21 protein-coding genes are annotated in these 15,772 nt (G+C 35.3%); 4 read left to right on the plus strand and 17 right to left on the minus strand.

Features of this window, described 5'->3' with window-relative positions; genetic code table 11:
* Positions 1–51: 51 nt before the first annotated feature.
* From BAQ49_RS25190 to BAQ49_RS25205, 4 genes are all read right to left on the minus strand, one after another.
* Positions 52–789 carry a GntR family transcriptional regulator gene (locus BAQ49_RS25190; protein ID WP_071747494.1) on the minus strand — a complete coding sequence of 246 codons (738 nt, stop codon included), beginning with the start codon at positions 787–789 and terminating at the stop codon, positions 52–54.
* Positions 790–820: 31 nt separating this feature from the next.
* On the minus strand, positions 821–1,882 hold the full coding sequence (locus BAQ49_RS25195; protein WP_071747495.1) for an oxidoreductase: 1,062 nt from the start codon (positions 1,880–1,882) through the stop codon (positions 821–823).
* A gap of 237 nt (positions 1,883–2,119) precedes the next feature.
* Positions 2,120–2,446, minus strand: coding sequence for a winged helix-turn-helix transcriptional regulator (locus BAQ49_RS25200; protein WP_071747496.1), 327 nt, complete (start codon positions 2,444–2,446; stop codon positions 2,120–2,122).
* A 199-nt stretch (positions 2,447–2,645) separates the two neighbouring features.
* The gene (locus tag BAQ49_RS25205; protein ID WP_071747497.1) at positions 2,646–2,990 is read right to left on the minus strand and encodes a winged helix-turn-helix transcriptional regulator; all 345 of its coding nucleotides are present in this window, start codon (positions 2,988–2,990) and stop codon (positions 2,646–2,648) included.
* A gap of 412 nt (positions 2,991–3,402) precedes the next feature.
* Between BAQ49_RS25205 and BAQ49_RS25210 the strand changes: the two genes are divergently transcribed.
* Together BAQ49_RS25210 and BAQ49_RS25215 are read left to right on the plus strand one after the other, a co-directional pair.
* Positions 3,403–4,413 carry an aldo/keto reductase gene (locus tag BAQ49_RS25210; protein ID WP_071747498.1) on the plus strand — a complete coding sequence of 337 codons (1,011 nt, stop codon included), beginning with the start codon at positions 3,403–3,405 and terminating at the stop codon, positions 4,411–4,413.
* A gap of 78 nt (positions 4,414–4,491) precedes the next feature.
* On the plus strand, positions 4,492–4,908 hold the full coding sequence (locus BAQ49_RS25215) for an SRPBCC family protein (protein WP_071747499.1): 417 nt from the start codon (positions 4,492–4,494) through the stop codon (positions 4,906–4,908).
* Between the two features lie 49 nt (positions 4,909–4,957).
* Here BAQ49_RS25215 and BAQ49_RS25220 read toward each other — a convergent pair whose 3' ends face one another.
* Genes BAQ49_RS25220 through BAQ49_RS25245 form a run of 6 tightly spaced genes read right to left on the minus strand, consistent with a single transcriptional unit; the run spans position 4,958 to position 9,183 of the window.
* A complete protein-coding gene (locus BAQ49_RS25220; protein WP_071747500.1) occupies positions 4,958–5,524 on the minus strand; it encodes an SGNH/GDSL hydrolase family protein in 567 nt (188 codons plus the stop codon).
* 16 nt (positions 5,525–5,540) lie between these two features.
* Entirely contained in the window at positions 5,541–6,365 is an 825-nt protein-coding gene (locus tag BAQ49_RS25225) for an MBL fold metallo-hydrolase (protein ID WP_071747501.1), read from the minus strand.
* A 28-nt stretch (positions 6,366–6,393) separates the two neighbouring features.
* A complete protein-coding gene (locus BAQ49_RS25230) occupies positions 6,394–6,951 on the minus strand; it encodes a DUF7010 family protein (protein WP_071747502.1) in 558 nt (185 codons plus the stop codon).
* 27 nt (positions 6,952–6,978) lie between these two features.
* A complete protein-coding gene (locus BAQ49_RS25235; protein WP_116733501.1) occupies positions 6,979–7,884 on the minus strand; it encodes a phosphotransferase in 906 nt (301 codons plus the stop codon).
* 52 nt (positions 7,885–7,936) lie between these two features.
* A complete protein-coding gene (locus tag BAQ49_RS25240) occupies positions 7,937–8,428 on the minus strand; it encodes an NUDIX hydrolase (RefSeq protein ID WP_071747514.1) in 492 nt (163 codons plus the stop codon).
* A 5-nt stretch (positions 8,429–8,433) separates the two neighbouring features.
* Positions 8,434–9,183 (minus strand): Nif3-like dinuclear metal center hexameric protein, encoded by a 750-nt coding sequence (locus tag BAQ49_RS25245; protein WP_071747503.1) that lies wholly within the window; start codon positions 9,181–9,183, stop codon positions 8,434–8,436.
* Positions 9,184–9,267: 84 nt separating this feature from the next.
* Here BAQ49_RS25245 and BAQ49_RS25250 point away from each other — a divergent pair, with 84 nt between their 5' ends.
* Positions 9,268–9,477, plus strand: a complete 210-nt coding sequence (locus BAQ49_RS25250; RefSeq protein WP_071747504.1) for a hypothetical protein — start codon at positions 9,268–9,270, stop codon at positions 9,475–9,477.
* A 31-nt stretch (positions 9,478–9,508) separates the two neighbouring features.
* Here BAQ49_RS25250 and BAQ49_RS25255 read toward each other — a convergent pair whose 3' ends face one another.
* The 5 genes from BAQ49_RS25255 to BAQ49_RS25275 all read right to left on the minus strand — a co-directional run bounded on the left by BAQ49_RS25255 (position 9,509) and on the right by BAQ49_RS25275 (position 14,063).
* The gene (locus tag BAQ49_RS25255; RefSeq protein WP_071747505.1) at positions 9,509–10,408 is read right to left on the minus strand and encodes a PhzF family phenazine biosynthesis isomerase; all 900 of its coding nucleotides are present in this window, start codon (positions 10,406–10,408) and stop codon (positions 9,509–9,511) included.
* A 75-nt stretch (positions 10,409–10,483) separates the two neighbouring features.
* Positions 10,484–11,188, minus strand: a complete 705-nt coding sequence (locus tag BAQ49_RS25260; protein WP_071747506.1) for an SDR family NAD(P)-dependent oxidoreductase — start codon at positions 11,186–11,188, stop codon at positions 10,484–10,486.
* Positions 11,185–11,748, minus strand: a complete 564-nt coding sequence (locus tag BAQ49_RS25265) for a GNAT family N-acetyltransferase (RefSeq protein ID WP_071747507.1) — start codon at positions 11,746–11,748, stop codon at positions 11,185–11,187. Before BAQ49_RS25265 ends, BAQ49_RS25260 begins: the two co-directional genes overlap by 4 nt.
* Before the next feature lie 144 nt (positions 11,749–11,892).
* The gene (locus tag BAQ49_RS25270) at positions 11,893–13,395 is read right to left on the minus strand and encodes a class I adenylate-forming enzyme family protein (RefSeq protein ID WP_071747508.1); all 1,503 of its coding nucleotides are present in this window, start codon (positions 13,393–13,395) and stop codon (positions 11,893–11,895) included.
* 134 nt (positions 13,396–13,529) lie between these two features.
* Entirely contained in the window at positions 13,530–14,063 is a 534-nt protein-coding gene (locus BAQ49_RS25275; RefSeq protein ID WP_071747509.1) for an NAD(P)H-dependent oxidoreductase, read from the minus strand.
* 124 nt (positions 14,064–14,187) lie between these two features.
* Between BAQ49_RS25275 and BAQ49_RS25280 the strand changes: the two genes are divergently transcribed.
* Positions 14,188–14,511 (plus strand): winged helix-turn-helix transcriptional regulator, encoded by a 324-nt coding sequence (locus BAQ49_RS25280; RefSeq protein WP_071747510.1) that lies wholly within the window; start codon positions 14,188–14,190, stop codon positions 14,509–14,511.
* 260 nt (positions 14,512–14,771) lie between these two features.
* Here the strand turns inward: BAQ49_RS25280 and BAQ49_RS25285 are convergent, their stop codons facing one another.
* Both BAQ49_RS25285 and BAQ49_RS25290 read right to left on the minus strand, forming a co-directional pair.
* Positions 14,772–15,047 (minus strand): ArsR/SmtB family transcription factor, encoded by a 276-nt coding sequence (locus BAQ49_RS25285; RefSeq protein ID WP_071747511.1) that lies wholly within the window; start codon positions 15,045–15,047, stop codon positions 14,772–14,774.
* 253 nt (positions 15,048–15,300) lie between these two features.
* A partial coding sequence (locus tag BAQ49_RS25290) for a glycosyltransferase family 2 protein (protein WP_425266557.1) occupies positions 15,301–15,772 on the minus strand: 472 nt, incomplete at its 5' end.

The following is a 15,772-nucleotide window of genomic DNA, read 5'->3' on the forward strand; positions in this document are numbered from 1 at the left end:
ATATTGAAGATATAAAAATAGGTTGAAGCAATACTTGCCCCAACCTATTTTTTATGCCTCTTTATAACTTTTTGCGGTAATGACTGTTTCGAATTCAAAGGTTTCCGGCAAATGATCGGCGTAAGAGTACTCAAAAGTGCGTCCATCCGTTAAGTAGGCCACTTGTTCAACTCTCATTAGAAAATCTTGATTTGTTAAGTTCATAAATTGCTTTTCTTTATCATCTGGGCGAATTCCTTTGACCCTGACAACGGATGTCCCTACTTCAAGGCCTAGTTTATTTTGAATGTGCGAGTATATTGACTCCTCTAAAACTGAAGCTTCAACACCTGGGATGACCGAAATGGGCATCCATGTATGCTCCATAATCGTCGGAATGCTGTGAATGATGCGGAGGCGAATGATTTTATAGACAAAATCACCAACGGAAACCCCCAATTTTTCAGCAACTATTTCATCGGCACCTACAATCATAAACTCGATAACTTTACTTTCTACCTCACTACCGTAAACTGCTTTCGTACCTGTTAAAGTTTGAATCATTCGGGCCTTTTCCTGCTGACGCCAATCTTGAACCACCGTTCCACTTCCGCGCCGGCGAATGATGTAGCCGTCTCTAACTAGCAAGTCCAGCGCCTTTTTAATAGTAAGAACTGAAACGCCAAATTCTTCAGCAAGGACAGGGCTACTCGGGATTTTTTCGTTAATTTTATATTCAGCGTCTAAAATTTGCTGTTTAATTTTTTGATAAATGCCGAGGTATTTTACTTGCGTTGATCCACTTGCCACTTCCCTACCTCCTTTTATGCTTAACTACCTTCTATTCGTTCCAATTTAAAGCTTCAAGTTTGTAAACTGAAGGTGATAATGCAGCAAATCCGTTTTCCAAAATTTCAATATTCGTTACTGCTTCTTCGTCTTTCACAAGTTTTGGTGCACCATTTACGATTGTTTCATACGCTGCATCATAGAAACGACCGTAATCACCAAGCGGCGTTTTAATTTGTTTTTCAATCCAGTCACCGTTTGCGTTGCGATATTTAGCAACTCCATAGTACATCGGGGAATCTTCACCAAAGCCCGCACTCTCAGGCATAACACCCGCTTTCAGATCATTTTCCTGCTGATCTTCACCGTATTTAATAAATGATCCGTTTGTTCCATGAACAATAAAGCGTGGATAATCTTTCGCTACAACATGGTTGGTTTTCAGTTTAATTTTCAGCTGATTTCCGTAATGTAGATCAACATCGAAATAGTTATCAACCGCACCTTCCACTTCATTATTACGAATATCGTATGTCACCGTATTCGGACGGCCAAATAGTGAAATCATGCGGTCCATCGTATGAATACCTAAACTGTAGAATGAACCTTCTTCTTTTGGACCTTCGTGAGTGATTGAGCCTGGACGGAAGTAATCAATATGCGATTCAACCTCAACAATATCACCAAGGAATCCTTGTTCAACAACTTGCTTCACAGCTAAGAAATCACCATCAAAACGGCGGTTTTGGTAAGGCATAACTACTACACCTTTTTCCCGGCCTAAAGCTAATAATTCTTTAGCATGTTCAACTGTATCGCAAAATGGTTTTTCAACGATAACTGATTTTCCAGCAAGTATAACTTTTTTCGCCAATTCGTAGTGCGTGTGCGCTGGCGTGCAGATCGTCACTACTTGAATTTCTTTGTCATTCAACAATTCGTCCAAATCAGTGGTGAAGTAAACACCTTTTTTCTGATATGGAGCTGCTAATTCTTCATTAATATTGCGGGCAAAAATCGTTTTTACTTTTATATTTTCACGTATTTTTACATAAGGTAGGTGATAACGGTTAGCTGATTTTCCAAATCCAATAAAGCCCATTGTCAATGTCATGTTCTTCAACTTCCTTGCTCATAAATTTCTGTTTCTACATTTATTATATATTTTTATTACTAAAAGTATATAGTTTTGATTTTTAAATTATATATTAAATAAAAAATTCATCATTGCTAAAACAGCTATTAATCTGGTGTAGATTCTTACTTTTCACCATTGTAACTTTCTAAAGTTGTATACTGAAAAACACCACCTCGTCATTAGGTGGTGTTTTCAATATTACATATAGAGATTTCACTTAACTGTAGTATTTTTTCTATCTATGCATCGTTCTCCCCATGCAGTTAATTGATTTAACACATTTTGTAAAGACCACCCATAATCAGTTAGGGAGTATTCTACTCGGGGCGGAATTTGTTTGTAAATTTCACGTGTAATTACACCGTCTTCTTCCAGCTCACGTAGTTGCTGCGTCAACATTCTAACAGAAATTTCAGGAATCAAACGTTGCAACTCGCTCGTTCGCTTCGTTCCTTTCGTTAAGTGGCATAAAATGACGACCTTCCACTTTCCCCCGATGATTTCTAAAGTTGCTTCTATAGGTATATTATATTGTTTCACGCGTTCTCCTCTCCTTTTTTATAAATTCCCTCTTTATTGTTGCGTAAAACTACATAATTTTCTATACGGCACATTTTAGTTCCTACAGCACAAAAAAGTACCTATATTACAAAAAAGTAATTATATCGCTAAAAAATCTCCCTCTATATACATGACAAAACAAAAAAAATGAACGTATTTCCGTTCGTTTTTTTCTTTTTTATTCTGCTGCTGTTATGAGCATAGACGTGTTCCCATTCTTTTCAAGATGATTTTCTCCCCAATTACAAAGAGAATCGAGTATAGAATCTAAAGAATGGCCGTAATTCGTTAAAGAATACTCTACTTTTGGCGGTACTTGATTATACACTTTTCTTTCAATTACACCATCTTCTTCTAATTCGCGTAATTGTTGTGTTAACATCTTTTGTGTAATACCAGACATTAATTGTTTTAATTCGCACGTTCTCTTTTTGTCTTTCTTTAAATGACAAAGGATAACTACTTTCCACTTTCCACCGATAACCTCTAAAGTCGCCTCTACAGGAATATTGTATGTTTTCATATAAAAATCTCCTTTAATAATGTTATAAGGCAATTAAGCTAAAGATTTAAATATTACTTTTAAGTATCTATAGCACCTTAAAGTACGTACTTTTTATTGTATTAAACATGTTTCATAATAGCATACGTAAACAGCAGATGGGTAGTACGGCACCAAAAAGTACCTGTATTACTTTTTAGTATCTATATCACTTTAAAGTACGTACTTTTCATTATGTAAAATACATTTCATAATAGCATTTGTAAGAGTTGAGTGAGTCATGTAGTATTAGAAATTACATTTTAGTACCTGTACTTTAAAGTGAGTATTTTTATCATGCATTTTGTCAGACGATGAAATGACATGTATTGATTTTCACATCTATTCACAATGATTAATTAATTTTCAAATACATTTTAGGAGGATATCTTTAATGAGTAATTTACTAAAAGAAAAAATCGGTTTTGGTACAGCACCACTAGGTAATATGTACCGTAATATCCCAGAAGAAGAAGCAATCGCTACAGTAGATGCTGCTTGGGAGAATGGCGTTCGTTACTTTGATACAGCTCCACTTTATGGTTCTGGTTTAGCGGAGATTCGTCTTGGTGAAGCACTTTCAAAAAGAAATCGTGATGATTACTTTTTAAGCACAAAAGTCGGTCGAACTATTTCAGATGAACTAGAAGATCCATCTGCACGTGATTTAGGTGAAAAAGGCGGACTTTTCGAATTTGGTCGTAAAAATAAAATGATCAATGATTATAGCGCAGATGCAACTCTTCGTTCTATCGAGCAAAGTTTGAAACGTTTAAAAACAGATCGTCTAGACTTTGTTTTCATTCATGATTTAGCACAAGACTTTTATGGCGACGAGTGGATTTCACAATTTGAAACGGCTCGTACAGGAGCATTCCGTGCGCTAACACGTTTACGCGAAGAAGGAGTCATTAAAGGTTGGGGACTTGGAGTAAACAAAGTAGAATCAATTGAACTTATGCTAGATTTAGAAGAAGCGCAGCCAAATATATCCTTGTTAGCTGGCCGTTATTCATTATTAGACCACGAGCGTGCCTTACAACGAGTAATGCCTGCAGCTGTAAAGCATAATATGGATATTGTTGTTGGTGGCCCATATAGCTCAGGTATTCTTGCTGGAGGTGCTCACTTCGAATATCAAAAAGCATCACCAGAAATCATTGCAAAAGTTGAGAAAATCAAAGCTCTTGCAGATCGTCACGAAATTAGCATTAAAGCTGCTGCATTACAATTTTCTCTAGCTAACCCAGCAGTTGCTGCCGTTGTTCCTGGTGCAAGTAAACCGGAACGAATTGTAGAAGACCAAAATGCCTTAAACACAGTAATTCCAGCAGCATTCTGGGAAGAAATGCGCGAACAAAAACTAGTAGCACCTAATGCACCACTACCAATCAACGTAAAATAAAGTGAAACTTTAATCAGTGGGCCATCCCCCACTGATTATTTCCCTGCAAATAGCGGGATAAAAAGGAGTCTAATAAATATGGCACATACTACTACATCTATGACAGTTTTTGCTTCACCTGAACAAGTATGGCAATTAATCGGAGGTTTTAACTCCCTTCCAGACTGGTTACCTTATATACCTAGCAGCAAAGTAACTGAAGGTGGACGCGTACGTCATCTAGCTAATCCAGATGGTGATACGATTATAGAGCGCTTAGAAGTATTCAATGATAAGGAACGCTACTACACGTATTCAATTATGAATGCACCATTCCCAGTCAATAATTATCTATCCACAATCCAGGTTAAAGAAGGGACTGAAAATAACACATCATTAGTAGAGTGGTCTGGTACTTTCACTCCTGTAGGGGTTAGTGATGAAGAGGCAATTAATCTGTTTCATGGCATCTACAGGGATGGACTAAAAGCATTGCAACAAGCATTTCTAGATTGATCCACCTTAAAAAAAACGATGAAAAGCAAAGCGATATCGCTTTGCTTTTTTATAAAATCCCTTTTAACTTTTCACCAATTAACTTCGCTACATACTCATAGCCTTCTAGTCCAAAATGCAAGCCATCTTTTTCTTCATCTTCTACGAATATTTTATAATTTTCTTCCTGAATCATCTCAGCATACAAATTTAGAAAATGGCTCCCGGTTTGCTTCGCTACTTCCTCTACAACTTCTGCATACTGGCCGAGTATTTCATTTGTTCTATTACGTTGTCTTTCTTCATCAACTGGCGCCGGACTAATAAGTAATACTTTTTCTGGTGAAATCGCGCTTACAATTCTCTCTAAGTTTTCTTTATATGCTTGTAATGGGACTTGAGCAAAAGAAACTGCATCATTCGTACCAAGAAAAACTGTTACAAAGTCTGGTTCATGTGATAATACATCTTCTTCAATTCTATGTAACGCGTCGAACGTATTATCACCTGGAACACCTGCATTCACTACTTCCCAATTCGGAAACATCTCTTGCAAACGTGGTGTTAACCTCGGCGTTCCATTGAAAAACGTTTCATCAGCTGTAATACTATCTCCAAAGCATACTAACGTTTTCATAAAGCTAACTCTCCTTTTATGTATGAAACAACTTTCCTTCTATCGCTTTCATATATCTTTCAGCAGAACGTTCAACTGCCTCATTTGCATTTTCTTTTACTACTCGGTGAAAAGCATTATATAAACGATTAAACTGTAACGGCTTCACTCGATTCACCATTTCTTCCACTTTTCTCGCTGGTAATGGAATTAAGTTTGGATAGCTATACATAAAGCTTACCCATCGCTCATCTGCTACAACTTGAATAATATCACCTGTTAACAAAATTCCTTTTCCATCATTACCTTCTTCCCAATGTAAGACAGAACCACCTTTAAAATGACCTCCTAAACGATGAATGGTCAAGCCATCAGCTAATTGTAAAGACTCACCAGACCAATAAATAATACGACTACTCGGACGCATCACCCACTCTTTATCATCTTCGTGTATATAAATTGGTACATCAAATGTCTCTGCCCATTCTACTTGTGTTGAATAATAATGAGGATGAGACAATGCAATTGCATCTAATCCGCCAAGCTCTTTTATTTTCGTAATTGTCATTTCATCTAAATAAGTAATGCAGTCCCATAGTAAACGATATGATTCTGTTTTCACTACAAATGCCGTTTGACCGATCGCAAACCCTGGTTTTGTCGTAATACTATAAAGCCCATTTTCTTCTTCGATTATTTCATTTTTATATGTATCACTCGTTTGCAAGTTTTCTAAAGTCGTCCAAGACTGCCCTTTCGGATTAACATATTGCCTTTCTTCATCACAAATATGACAACTCACTGGTTCTTCTACACTCGCTGCATACTGCACGCCACACGTTGTACAAACGTAATTTTTCATAATCATTTCCCCTATCCCTATATTTTTATTAAGCTGATTTTTGTTGATAATGATCTGCGTTTTTATTTTCAATTAATAAACTTATAAAAGTAAGTAAATAGACAGCTGTAACCGATAATGGAATTACAGTAAATCCTTTTTCTGCAAAAAGAATCCCGCAAACTGACGTTACGAATACAGTCCCTACTGACAATAAACCATAACTTTTACTTTCATAAATCCATACGTACGGAATAAAATGCACACCTATTAACATTGCTACTACAAAAGGTAACCATTCTGGAAATTGAAAATAGGCAAGTAATACAAGCGGAATATTTAATACATTTATCCCACCAATTAATCCTGCTAAAATCCCTAACGGATTTCCTTTCACAAACATATCAATTTTCAATATAGCAGCTATCATTAAGCCGAAAGGAAACACACATCCCATACCGATTAAATATACCCACACCACTTGTTTTTCCGAAAGAACAAAGCCCGTTATACTCATAACTATCCAAAATAAAACGCCGGCTAATATAATTGGTAAGCCTCTCTTCGTTTTTATTGCTAAATCCTTTTTCGCTTCTGCAACATTCATCTCACTATCTCCCCCAAAATATTTGTACTATACAGTCGGCTCAATTTCGGCCATCCAATAACGCCAAGCTGCTAAATAATCTTCTAAATCTTTCGGGTGGTGCCTTAAACATGTATCTATACGCAAATATAGTCCTATGACTATTTCTTCATATAAATCACGGTCTTTTTTATGAAATACACACTGTTCTATCGCATAATTAATCGTTTCTTTTGTTAAATCTTCCGGGGTTGAACAGAACGCATAGATTAAATCGTATATAGGATCTCCTAACACTGGTAAGGGATCAATTACACCATGCAGCTTATTTCCTTGAAATATAAAATTATGGAATCCAAGATCACCATGCAATAAAAATGGCTGATTTATTCCAGTCCCCCTACTTGGATTATTTGCTAACTTAAGAACTGTTCTATACTCTTCCTCACTTATATATGGTTTTAGGTTTTCATAAGCTTCTATCACATTTGTTGTTAAAAATTCATTCCAAGATTGAACCGGACTTTCTTTCCATCCCCACCCATCTATATCTGAAACTATTTCATACTTATTAATAGCTTCTTTTACAAGTATACTAAGCGTAATTCGTTTATATCCACGTTCGCACGAAGTACTCCCTTCGAGGAATGAATACACAATATATCTATTTACAGGTTCCTTATACAAAAGCTTTGAAAATAAAGTATTCCCTTCATAAAAAGAAAGAAAATCAGCTTCTTCACGTATCACTTCTGATTCATTCAGCTTTACAACGTATTTCGCGTCCAACAAATATACTGTACTTGTCGTTCCTCCGTTCAACACTTTCATACTTTTCGGATAATGTGAAATAACCTTCTCATTAACTAGTTGTTCAGCGATTACTGAAATGTCCATTCCCTCACCCTTATACCCTGAATATTCCCTTAATTCAAAAGACAACTTTACTATCATTTGACAAACACAAGGGAAATCCTCCCAACACCTTAATATAACAAAAATAATTTTATTTTACTGCAACGGCTTCCTTCAATATTTCATCATATAATTCATTCCATTTATAATGATAGGCTGCACTCTCTTCTACTCTAACAAACATCCTTTTATCGGATTCATACTCACCGTCAAACTTATGCACTTCATTAATTTCCATCCGGTAGAACGGCTGATACCCTACTTTTGGATACGGACTATTTTCATTCCAATTTGGATTATCACTATGGTCAACGATAATATATCCAAATAAAGTACATTCTCCTTTTACATAACCTTCTTCCCACGCTTCTCTTTTAAAACATTCTTCTGGTAGCTCTCCTTCTTCTATATGCCCACCAGGAAAGTCCCAACCACGCTGCTCATGGTCTATTAGTAAAACCTTTTTACTATGAAAACAAAAACCGTGAACACTCGTGATTCTTTTGTATTCTGGCAGTGTACAATCTTTTTTCCACGTTAACTTCACCTTTGATTCCCCATAATTTGCATATATCGTTACCATTTGCATCACTCCAAATGCTCTTCATTTAATCTAGTATTTTCTATTGCAGGATCTACTTCTTTTAATTTACGAGCCAAACTTTCTACACCAAACACTTCTGTAAACCTGTGACTACCTACAATTAGGTTAATGCCTTTAAATTTCGCATGTTGTACTGTATATAATGTTTTTTCTCCTGTTATGTACGTATCACAACCTTTTTCTAGTGCACGCTCAATAAGATTTGTATTGTTTCCTGCACCTGTTAATATCGCAATCCGTTTCACTGGTCTGTCATGATTTTCCCAACTCTTCACTTTCTCTTCCATTCTCTCTTCAAGTTTTTCAACTAAGTTTGAAAAGGGAATCGCTTCTTTATATTTTCCTATTCCCGGTAGCTCTTCTTCCTCATACGTAGAATATTCCAGTATTGTATCTATCTCAATTTCGTTAAATAATGACGTACACGTGCCAAACTTTACAAAATCTAACGGCAAATGAATCCAAAAATGATTCATTTCATATTCTTTTAATTTCTCAATACAAGCCTCTTCCATACCGAATAAAAAACTCCACGGTGCATGATGTGTAAGTATCATATCAACCCCATTTCGATATGCTTCTTCAATTGTTTCTAGCGTCAAATTTGTTGTGTAACCTATTTTGTGAAATTCCTCTTTACTAATATAAGTGAAGCCATACTCGTCATCACCGTATTTATTAAGATGCTCTTCAAAAAGTGATGTAATATGTTCTTTAAACTGCGTTATATTCATTTTCATTTCTCCTTTCATTTACTTTTATATTTCAAAAATAAGGAAATACTATTTAACGACATTACATACATATAGGAGGACAATATGAAACCTGAATTTTTAAAAGCTATACATGAAGCGATTGGAAATGTTGAGCATATTCATATAGAAGAAAGTGGTTCCGACAGCTTACTTATTCATCATGATGATGCACAGCAATTAAAACAAGTTGCTGTGACGTTAGAAAATAATAATTTTCGCTCTACTATAAGAACAGCTGGGGATGCTTCGTATATTGAAGTGTTGAACAGATAAGGAAGCCGGCTATACGACCGGCTTTTCTCTTTTAAATTAAAACTTCAAACTCCTTCACATAGACTGCAGTTCCCGCAATACCTATTTGTAACTTCTCATTTTCTACATCTTTCGTTACATAAACCTTCACACGACCATCTTTATTTATTTCCTGTCCTTGCTCAACGATTAACTCCAGTTCATGGTCAAAATCTTTCTCCAAATACGTTGCATAATACGCTCCCATTACACCTGAAGCAGTTCCTGTCACTGGATCTTCTATTGTTCCAGAATAAGGTGATGAGAAATGACGACCGTGCATTTTTGCTTCTGCATCATATGTCTCCAAGCAAAGTGGATGAATAGCAACCTTTGGCATTTCTTTTAATACAGATGGAAATTCACTATTATTAGGTTTCATCCTTTCACATGCTTCAAGTTTTTTAATAGGTACAATTAAAGTCCAAATACCAGTACTTCCATATACAATCGGTAATTTTTCATCTAAATCATTTCCTTCAAGACCAATACTGTGAGCTAATGCCTCTTTGGAACCTGTAAAATTTTGAAACCGCGGTGTTGCTTGTCTCATTTTAATAAAAGTTTCCCCACTTTTATTCGCACCTATATGTATCGGCAAAATCCCTGCCTTCGTTTCAATTGTTAAATTGTGTTTCCCTTCTAATAATCCTCTTTCATGAAGTGCATATATAGTCCCTACTGTCGCATGACCACATAAATCATTTTCATGACCAGGCGTAAAATAGCGAATTCTTACATCTGCTACTTCTGAAGAATGAACAAAAGCTGTTTCGTTAAATCCGACCTTTTCAGCAATGAGTTGCATTTCCTCTTCCGCTAATCCATCTCCTTCTAATACAATACCTGCTGGATTTCCCATGTTCTGTTTATTACTAAATGCATCATAATTGACTACGTTTACTTTTTTCATTCTCATATCCCCTAATCCTCTTTTAAAATTTTTTTGAAGGTCCAAATATATTTTGAATGGTTGTAAGATCGTACATTACCACTTCAACTCCCCTATACATGGCTCAATAAACTTACCCGAAACATCCTCATTTGAATCCATTACCCAATCATATATATTTTGAGCTCCTTCAGCAGGAGTCATATTCGCATCAAAAGCACCAATGTCAGTCTTTAATTTTCCAGGGTGAATTGCGGTTACACGAATTCCTTTATCCGCAAACTCTTGTTGTAAACAGAGCGTTAACATATTTTGTGCAGCTTTTGCGATCCGGTATGAATATGAGAACTGCCCTTGTGGAAATTCTTTTCCGGCCATTTTATGTAATGAACCTAAACGAGAGGATACATTTATTATTCTCGGTTGATTCGACTTAGTTAAAGCCACATATGTACCTTTTACAGCTCGAATAACACCTAAACAATGAACGTTAAATAGTTCCATTAACTCTTCTGAATTTGTACGTAAAATCTCAGTTTCCTTTCCAGTAATTCCAGCATTATTAATAACTAGATCAATATGCTCTGTGTACTCTCCAATTTGCTCCTTAATACGCTCAGTACTCTCATCATCTGACAAGTCTGCTAATATAGGAAAACATCTCGAAGTAAAGACCTTATTCAATTGTCCTATTGCTTCCTCACTTCTAACTAGCGGATAAACGATATGTCCATTTTCATGAAATACCTTTACTAACTGTAACCCTAATCCTCGATTTCCACCTGTAATAAGTACCCTCATATATCTAGCTCCTTATTTTTATAATAAATGAGAAAATCTGCCCACTTACCATTCTCCTGAGAAAATGCTTCTCTCTTACATTCAAATGAAAAACCTGCTCTTTCTGCAAGACGAACGGATGGCTCATTATCAACATGTATATGTAATTCGATTCTATGAAATTGAAGACTATAAAAAAATAACGGCAGCACAGCTATTACACTTTCTACCCCGTATCCATTTTTCCAATATTGATTATGAATAGAGTAGCCCATCATCGCCCATTGATAGTCCATACGTAAAATCTTTATAAGTTCTAGCTTTCCAATATTGGCGCCATCTTCTTTCTGAAAAATACCTAGAACGTACATTTCATCCCGTCGTGCCGCCTCATCAAATCCTCTTATCCATTCCGTAAACCATTCTTGTGTTGAAGATGACATATCATGATAGCCATCATCGTATTTATATTGAGATGGTAACCTCTTATTGAAGCCATCTAACCAACTTTCATAATCCTCTTTTTGAAATGGACGGATAATCAGTCTCTCTGTCTCTACTTGTAATAGTGGCAGCTTCATTACATCTCATCCCCCGAATTATTAATTGAATATTCTTTATTATCTTACACAAAATACAAAATCTAGTAAATTATTATGTTTTTTATAAACAAAAATCCAGTTATGCTTTATACATAACTGGATTCCTCATTATTTAATAACCTTTTATTTCACAAGAACTACATCCCGTAACTCTCTCTTCAACACTTTCCCTAAAGCGTTTTTCGGTAATTCGTCCATAAATACAACTTCTGGTATTTTATAGCTTGCTAGTTTTTCTTTACAATGCTGAATAATTTCTTCTTCTGTTAAAGATGTTTGAATGTCTTTTACAATGTAAGCTGTCGGAATCTCTCCCCAAAAATCATTTGGAATCCCAACTACTGCAACTTCTAAAACTCCATTTATTTCATGAATTACATCTTCTACTTGATCTGGATATACGTTGTCACCACCGTGTACGATAACATCTTTATATCTTCCCATAATATGTAGGAATCCATCATCATCTATCATACCGGCGTCACCCATGTTAAACCAATTATCTTTTATTACCTTCTCGGTCGCCTTTTCGTTATTCCAATATCCTTTAAACATGTAAGGACTTCTTACGTGGATCTCTCCAACTTCATTCGTTGCTAGTTCATCACCCGTTTCTGGATGAATAATTTTTAACTCTACATGCTTAAGTGTTTTCCCTACAGAAGACATTTTTTCTTTTCCCATATTTGGATGCCATGAAGTTACGACCCAACCTTCTGTACTACCATAGCCTTGCACCATGTATATTCCTTTTTCCATATATTTTTGAATGAGCGTTTCCGGTACTTTTGTACCACCGCTTTGTGCTACTTTCAAAGTCGAAATGTTACGCTCTTGTTTATTTAGTTCATCAAGCATATAACTATAAACAGCTGGGAATGCAAGCATCGTAGTAATCTTTTCTTCTTCAATCTTATCCCAAATAAGAGTAGGATTCGAATCAGCTAAGAAAATCATCGTAACGCCATGATAAATACAATTTAAAATAGAAAGCACGCCACTCATATGAAACAATGGGTGCACTGATAAAAAGCGTTCACCTGCTGGAATTTCTCTTTGCCCCGCAATCTCAGTAAAATAATGGTGTAAGTTTTTATGACCAATTACACATGCTTTTGCCTGTCCAGTCGTTCCTGAAGTAAACAAGTAAATGGCATCATCTTCTTCATGAACTTCCACGTTCGGTTCTGTTATTGGCTGTTCCTTTAATTTTAATTCAAATGAGCCAAAGCCTTCTTTTGTCGTCTCAATTACATAAGGAATTTCTTTAACTGCTTCAATTTTTAATAAAGCTTCACTAAATTCATCATCAATAACTAATACTTTTAATTTTGCTTCTTTTACAATCGTTTCTAATTCATAAGCAGTAAGCTGATGATTAAGTGGAATAAATACCGCTCCAATTTTTAAGCTTGCCATCATAACGCTTGGAAACGGATGATTATTTTTGCATAAGATCCCTATGCGATCTCCTCTTTGCACACCGCAATGTAACAAGTAATGTGCAAGCTGGTTTACTCGTTCATTATATTGTTGAAACGAATACCTTTTCTCTCCCCCGACAAGTGCTTCCATATTCAGTGATTGCATTGCTCTCTTTTGTAATAATTGTCGCATCGTTCTCAAGTAAAACTCCCCTTTATATATATTAGGTTTTTTATTTTACTAGATTAACTATTAATTTGCTAAAGATTACACTTAGTGAATATAAAACAAATATAAAATAGCCATCTACTTAGCAAGTAAATGGCTATTTTTCCTTATATATTAGAATACTTCTTGTTCATAACATATTTCACATATTCAGGTGCACTTTTTTCAATCTCTTCATCACTGATTTCATATTCTGCACCATATAAATAGAAGGAAGGAATAAACTCCATTCCCGTGTATAAGCATGTTGCTTGAAAAGGTTTTGTTAACTCAGCCATTGTGATACCGCTATTTTCATAGTCTTTTTCTAATCCACCTATAGAAATAGCTACACCAAACTCTTTCCCCTGCACTTTATCCCCTTTAGATCCGTAAGCAAATCCATATGTTAATACATCATCGAACCATTTTTTTAACAACGGTGGTGAGCTATACCAGTAGAGTGGAAATTGAAATATATATCGGTCATGTTCTACTAACAGCTTTTGTTCCTCTTCAACATTAAACTCCCAATTCGGTGCCGCTTTATATAATTCATGCACTGTAATTTCATCTGAATATTTCTCAAGTTCTTCTACCCATCTTTTATTAATTCGAGACTTTTCAATATCAGGATGTGCTACAATTACAAGTGTTTTCATATATTTTCTTCCCCCTTATAAATAATTCAAACGCTTTAGTATTAGTATGAATGAGTCACATATAATTGAAAAGTACGTACTTTCAAGTGCTATAGGAACCTTGAGGTACCTTTGGAGGTGTTAAATGAATCAAAATGATGATTGCCCAATCGCAACGACACTCGAAGTAATCGGTGGAAAATGGAAAGTTCATATATTATGTATTTTGATGGATGGAAAAATGCGAACGAATGAAATAAAACGAGAAATTCCAAACATTACGCAAAAGGTTCTTACACAACAACTTCGGCAACTTGAAGCTGATGGAATTATCCATCGTACTGTATATCAAGAAGTACCACCAAAGGTTGAGTACACAATAAGCGCACATGGAAAATCTTTAATGCAAATTATGGATGAACTATTTGAATGGGGAAAAGACCATCAAATAAAAAGATTAAATGACTAAAAGAACCCTATCAACTTTGTTACATCTTCTATGTCAAGAATTCTTCTGAAATTTTATAATAGGGGTATCGCCATATCACTATTAAGCTAACAAAAAATACCCCTAAAATGAAAAAAGCTTATTTCTCAAAGGAATTAACTGTAGCGAAGGAAAATTACATATTCTTATAAATATAGCTCTTATATAAATTTCTAAAAAATTATAGCCACAGAATTACTTTCCTATCCTCTTCTTAATTTTGAAGTCTAGAAAGTCAGCATTTAAACTAAACTTGCCAATATCGCTTTTGTACGATTGTCCGTTACCTCATAATAAATTTCTAATCCTTTTCGAGTACCAGTTACGATTTTAGCAGCCTTTAGTTTGGATAAATGTTGACTAATTGTACTTTGGGGCATTTGTAAATCCCCATACATTGTTGTTACATTCGTAGCGCCTTTTGCAAGCATTATTTTTACTAAAGATAAACGGACAGGATGCGCCAATACCTTTAATACTTCAGCGATTTCTTCATACATTTCTTTTGTTTTTTTCATATTTTTTCTCCCCTTTTATATAAATATTAATGATATCCATATATATAATTCGAAAGTATATACATTTTTGTGTCCGTCATTTTAAAAAAATATAAAAAAACTTTAGTCCGAAAACAAAGGAGTGTCTTAACATAACGTCTCACTATCAGTAATGAATAGAAATTTCGTTATGGACGCAGAAGGTTTTATGTTACATCTACTCTAGCTTCAACCAACTAAAATCAATAAAAAAGAGAGCAGATTCTCTGCTCTCTTATGACGCCTCCTTATGTTCAGGGGAATGCTCAACACTTCCCATTCTCTTTAGTTTATTCCACCCTACTGCTACTCCTCGAATTGACGAGAATATAGATTTAATTACTACATAAGTCATAAATTGACGATAAATAAAGCGTTGTAAAATTAACCATACTAATGGTTTAGGGTTCTCCCTCTCTAATTTAAATGCAAACAGAGAAGCGAGAAGATCCATTAAAAAGAATACAAGATAGAACCCCAAAACTTTTAGTGGATTGCTACCAAATAACCCCATAATCATTAATATATCTGCTAAAGGAGCAATGAATTGCAAAACATATTGGAATAACCACATATTGGGCAATGCAATAAACCCTAAAGTTTTATGTTTTGGATTAAGCAACGCTTTGCGATGTTTCCAAAGACATTGGAGTGTACCATATGACCAACGATATCGCTGTTTAATGAGACTTTTCACATCTTCAGGT

The sequence above is a fragment of the Bacillus proteolyticus genome, assembly GCF_001884065.1.
Taxonomy (GTDB): Bacteria; Bacillota; Bacilli; order Bacillales; family Bacillaceae_G; genus Bacillus_A; species Bacillus_A proteolyticus.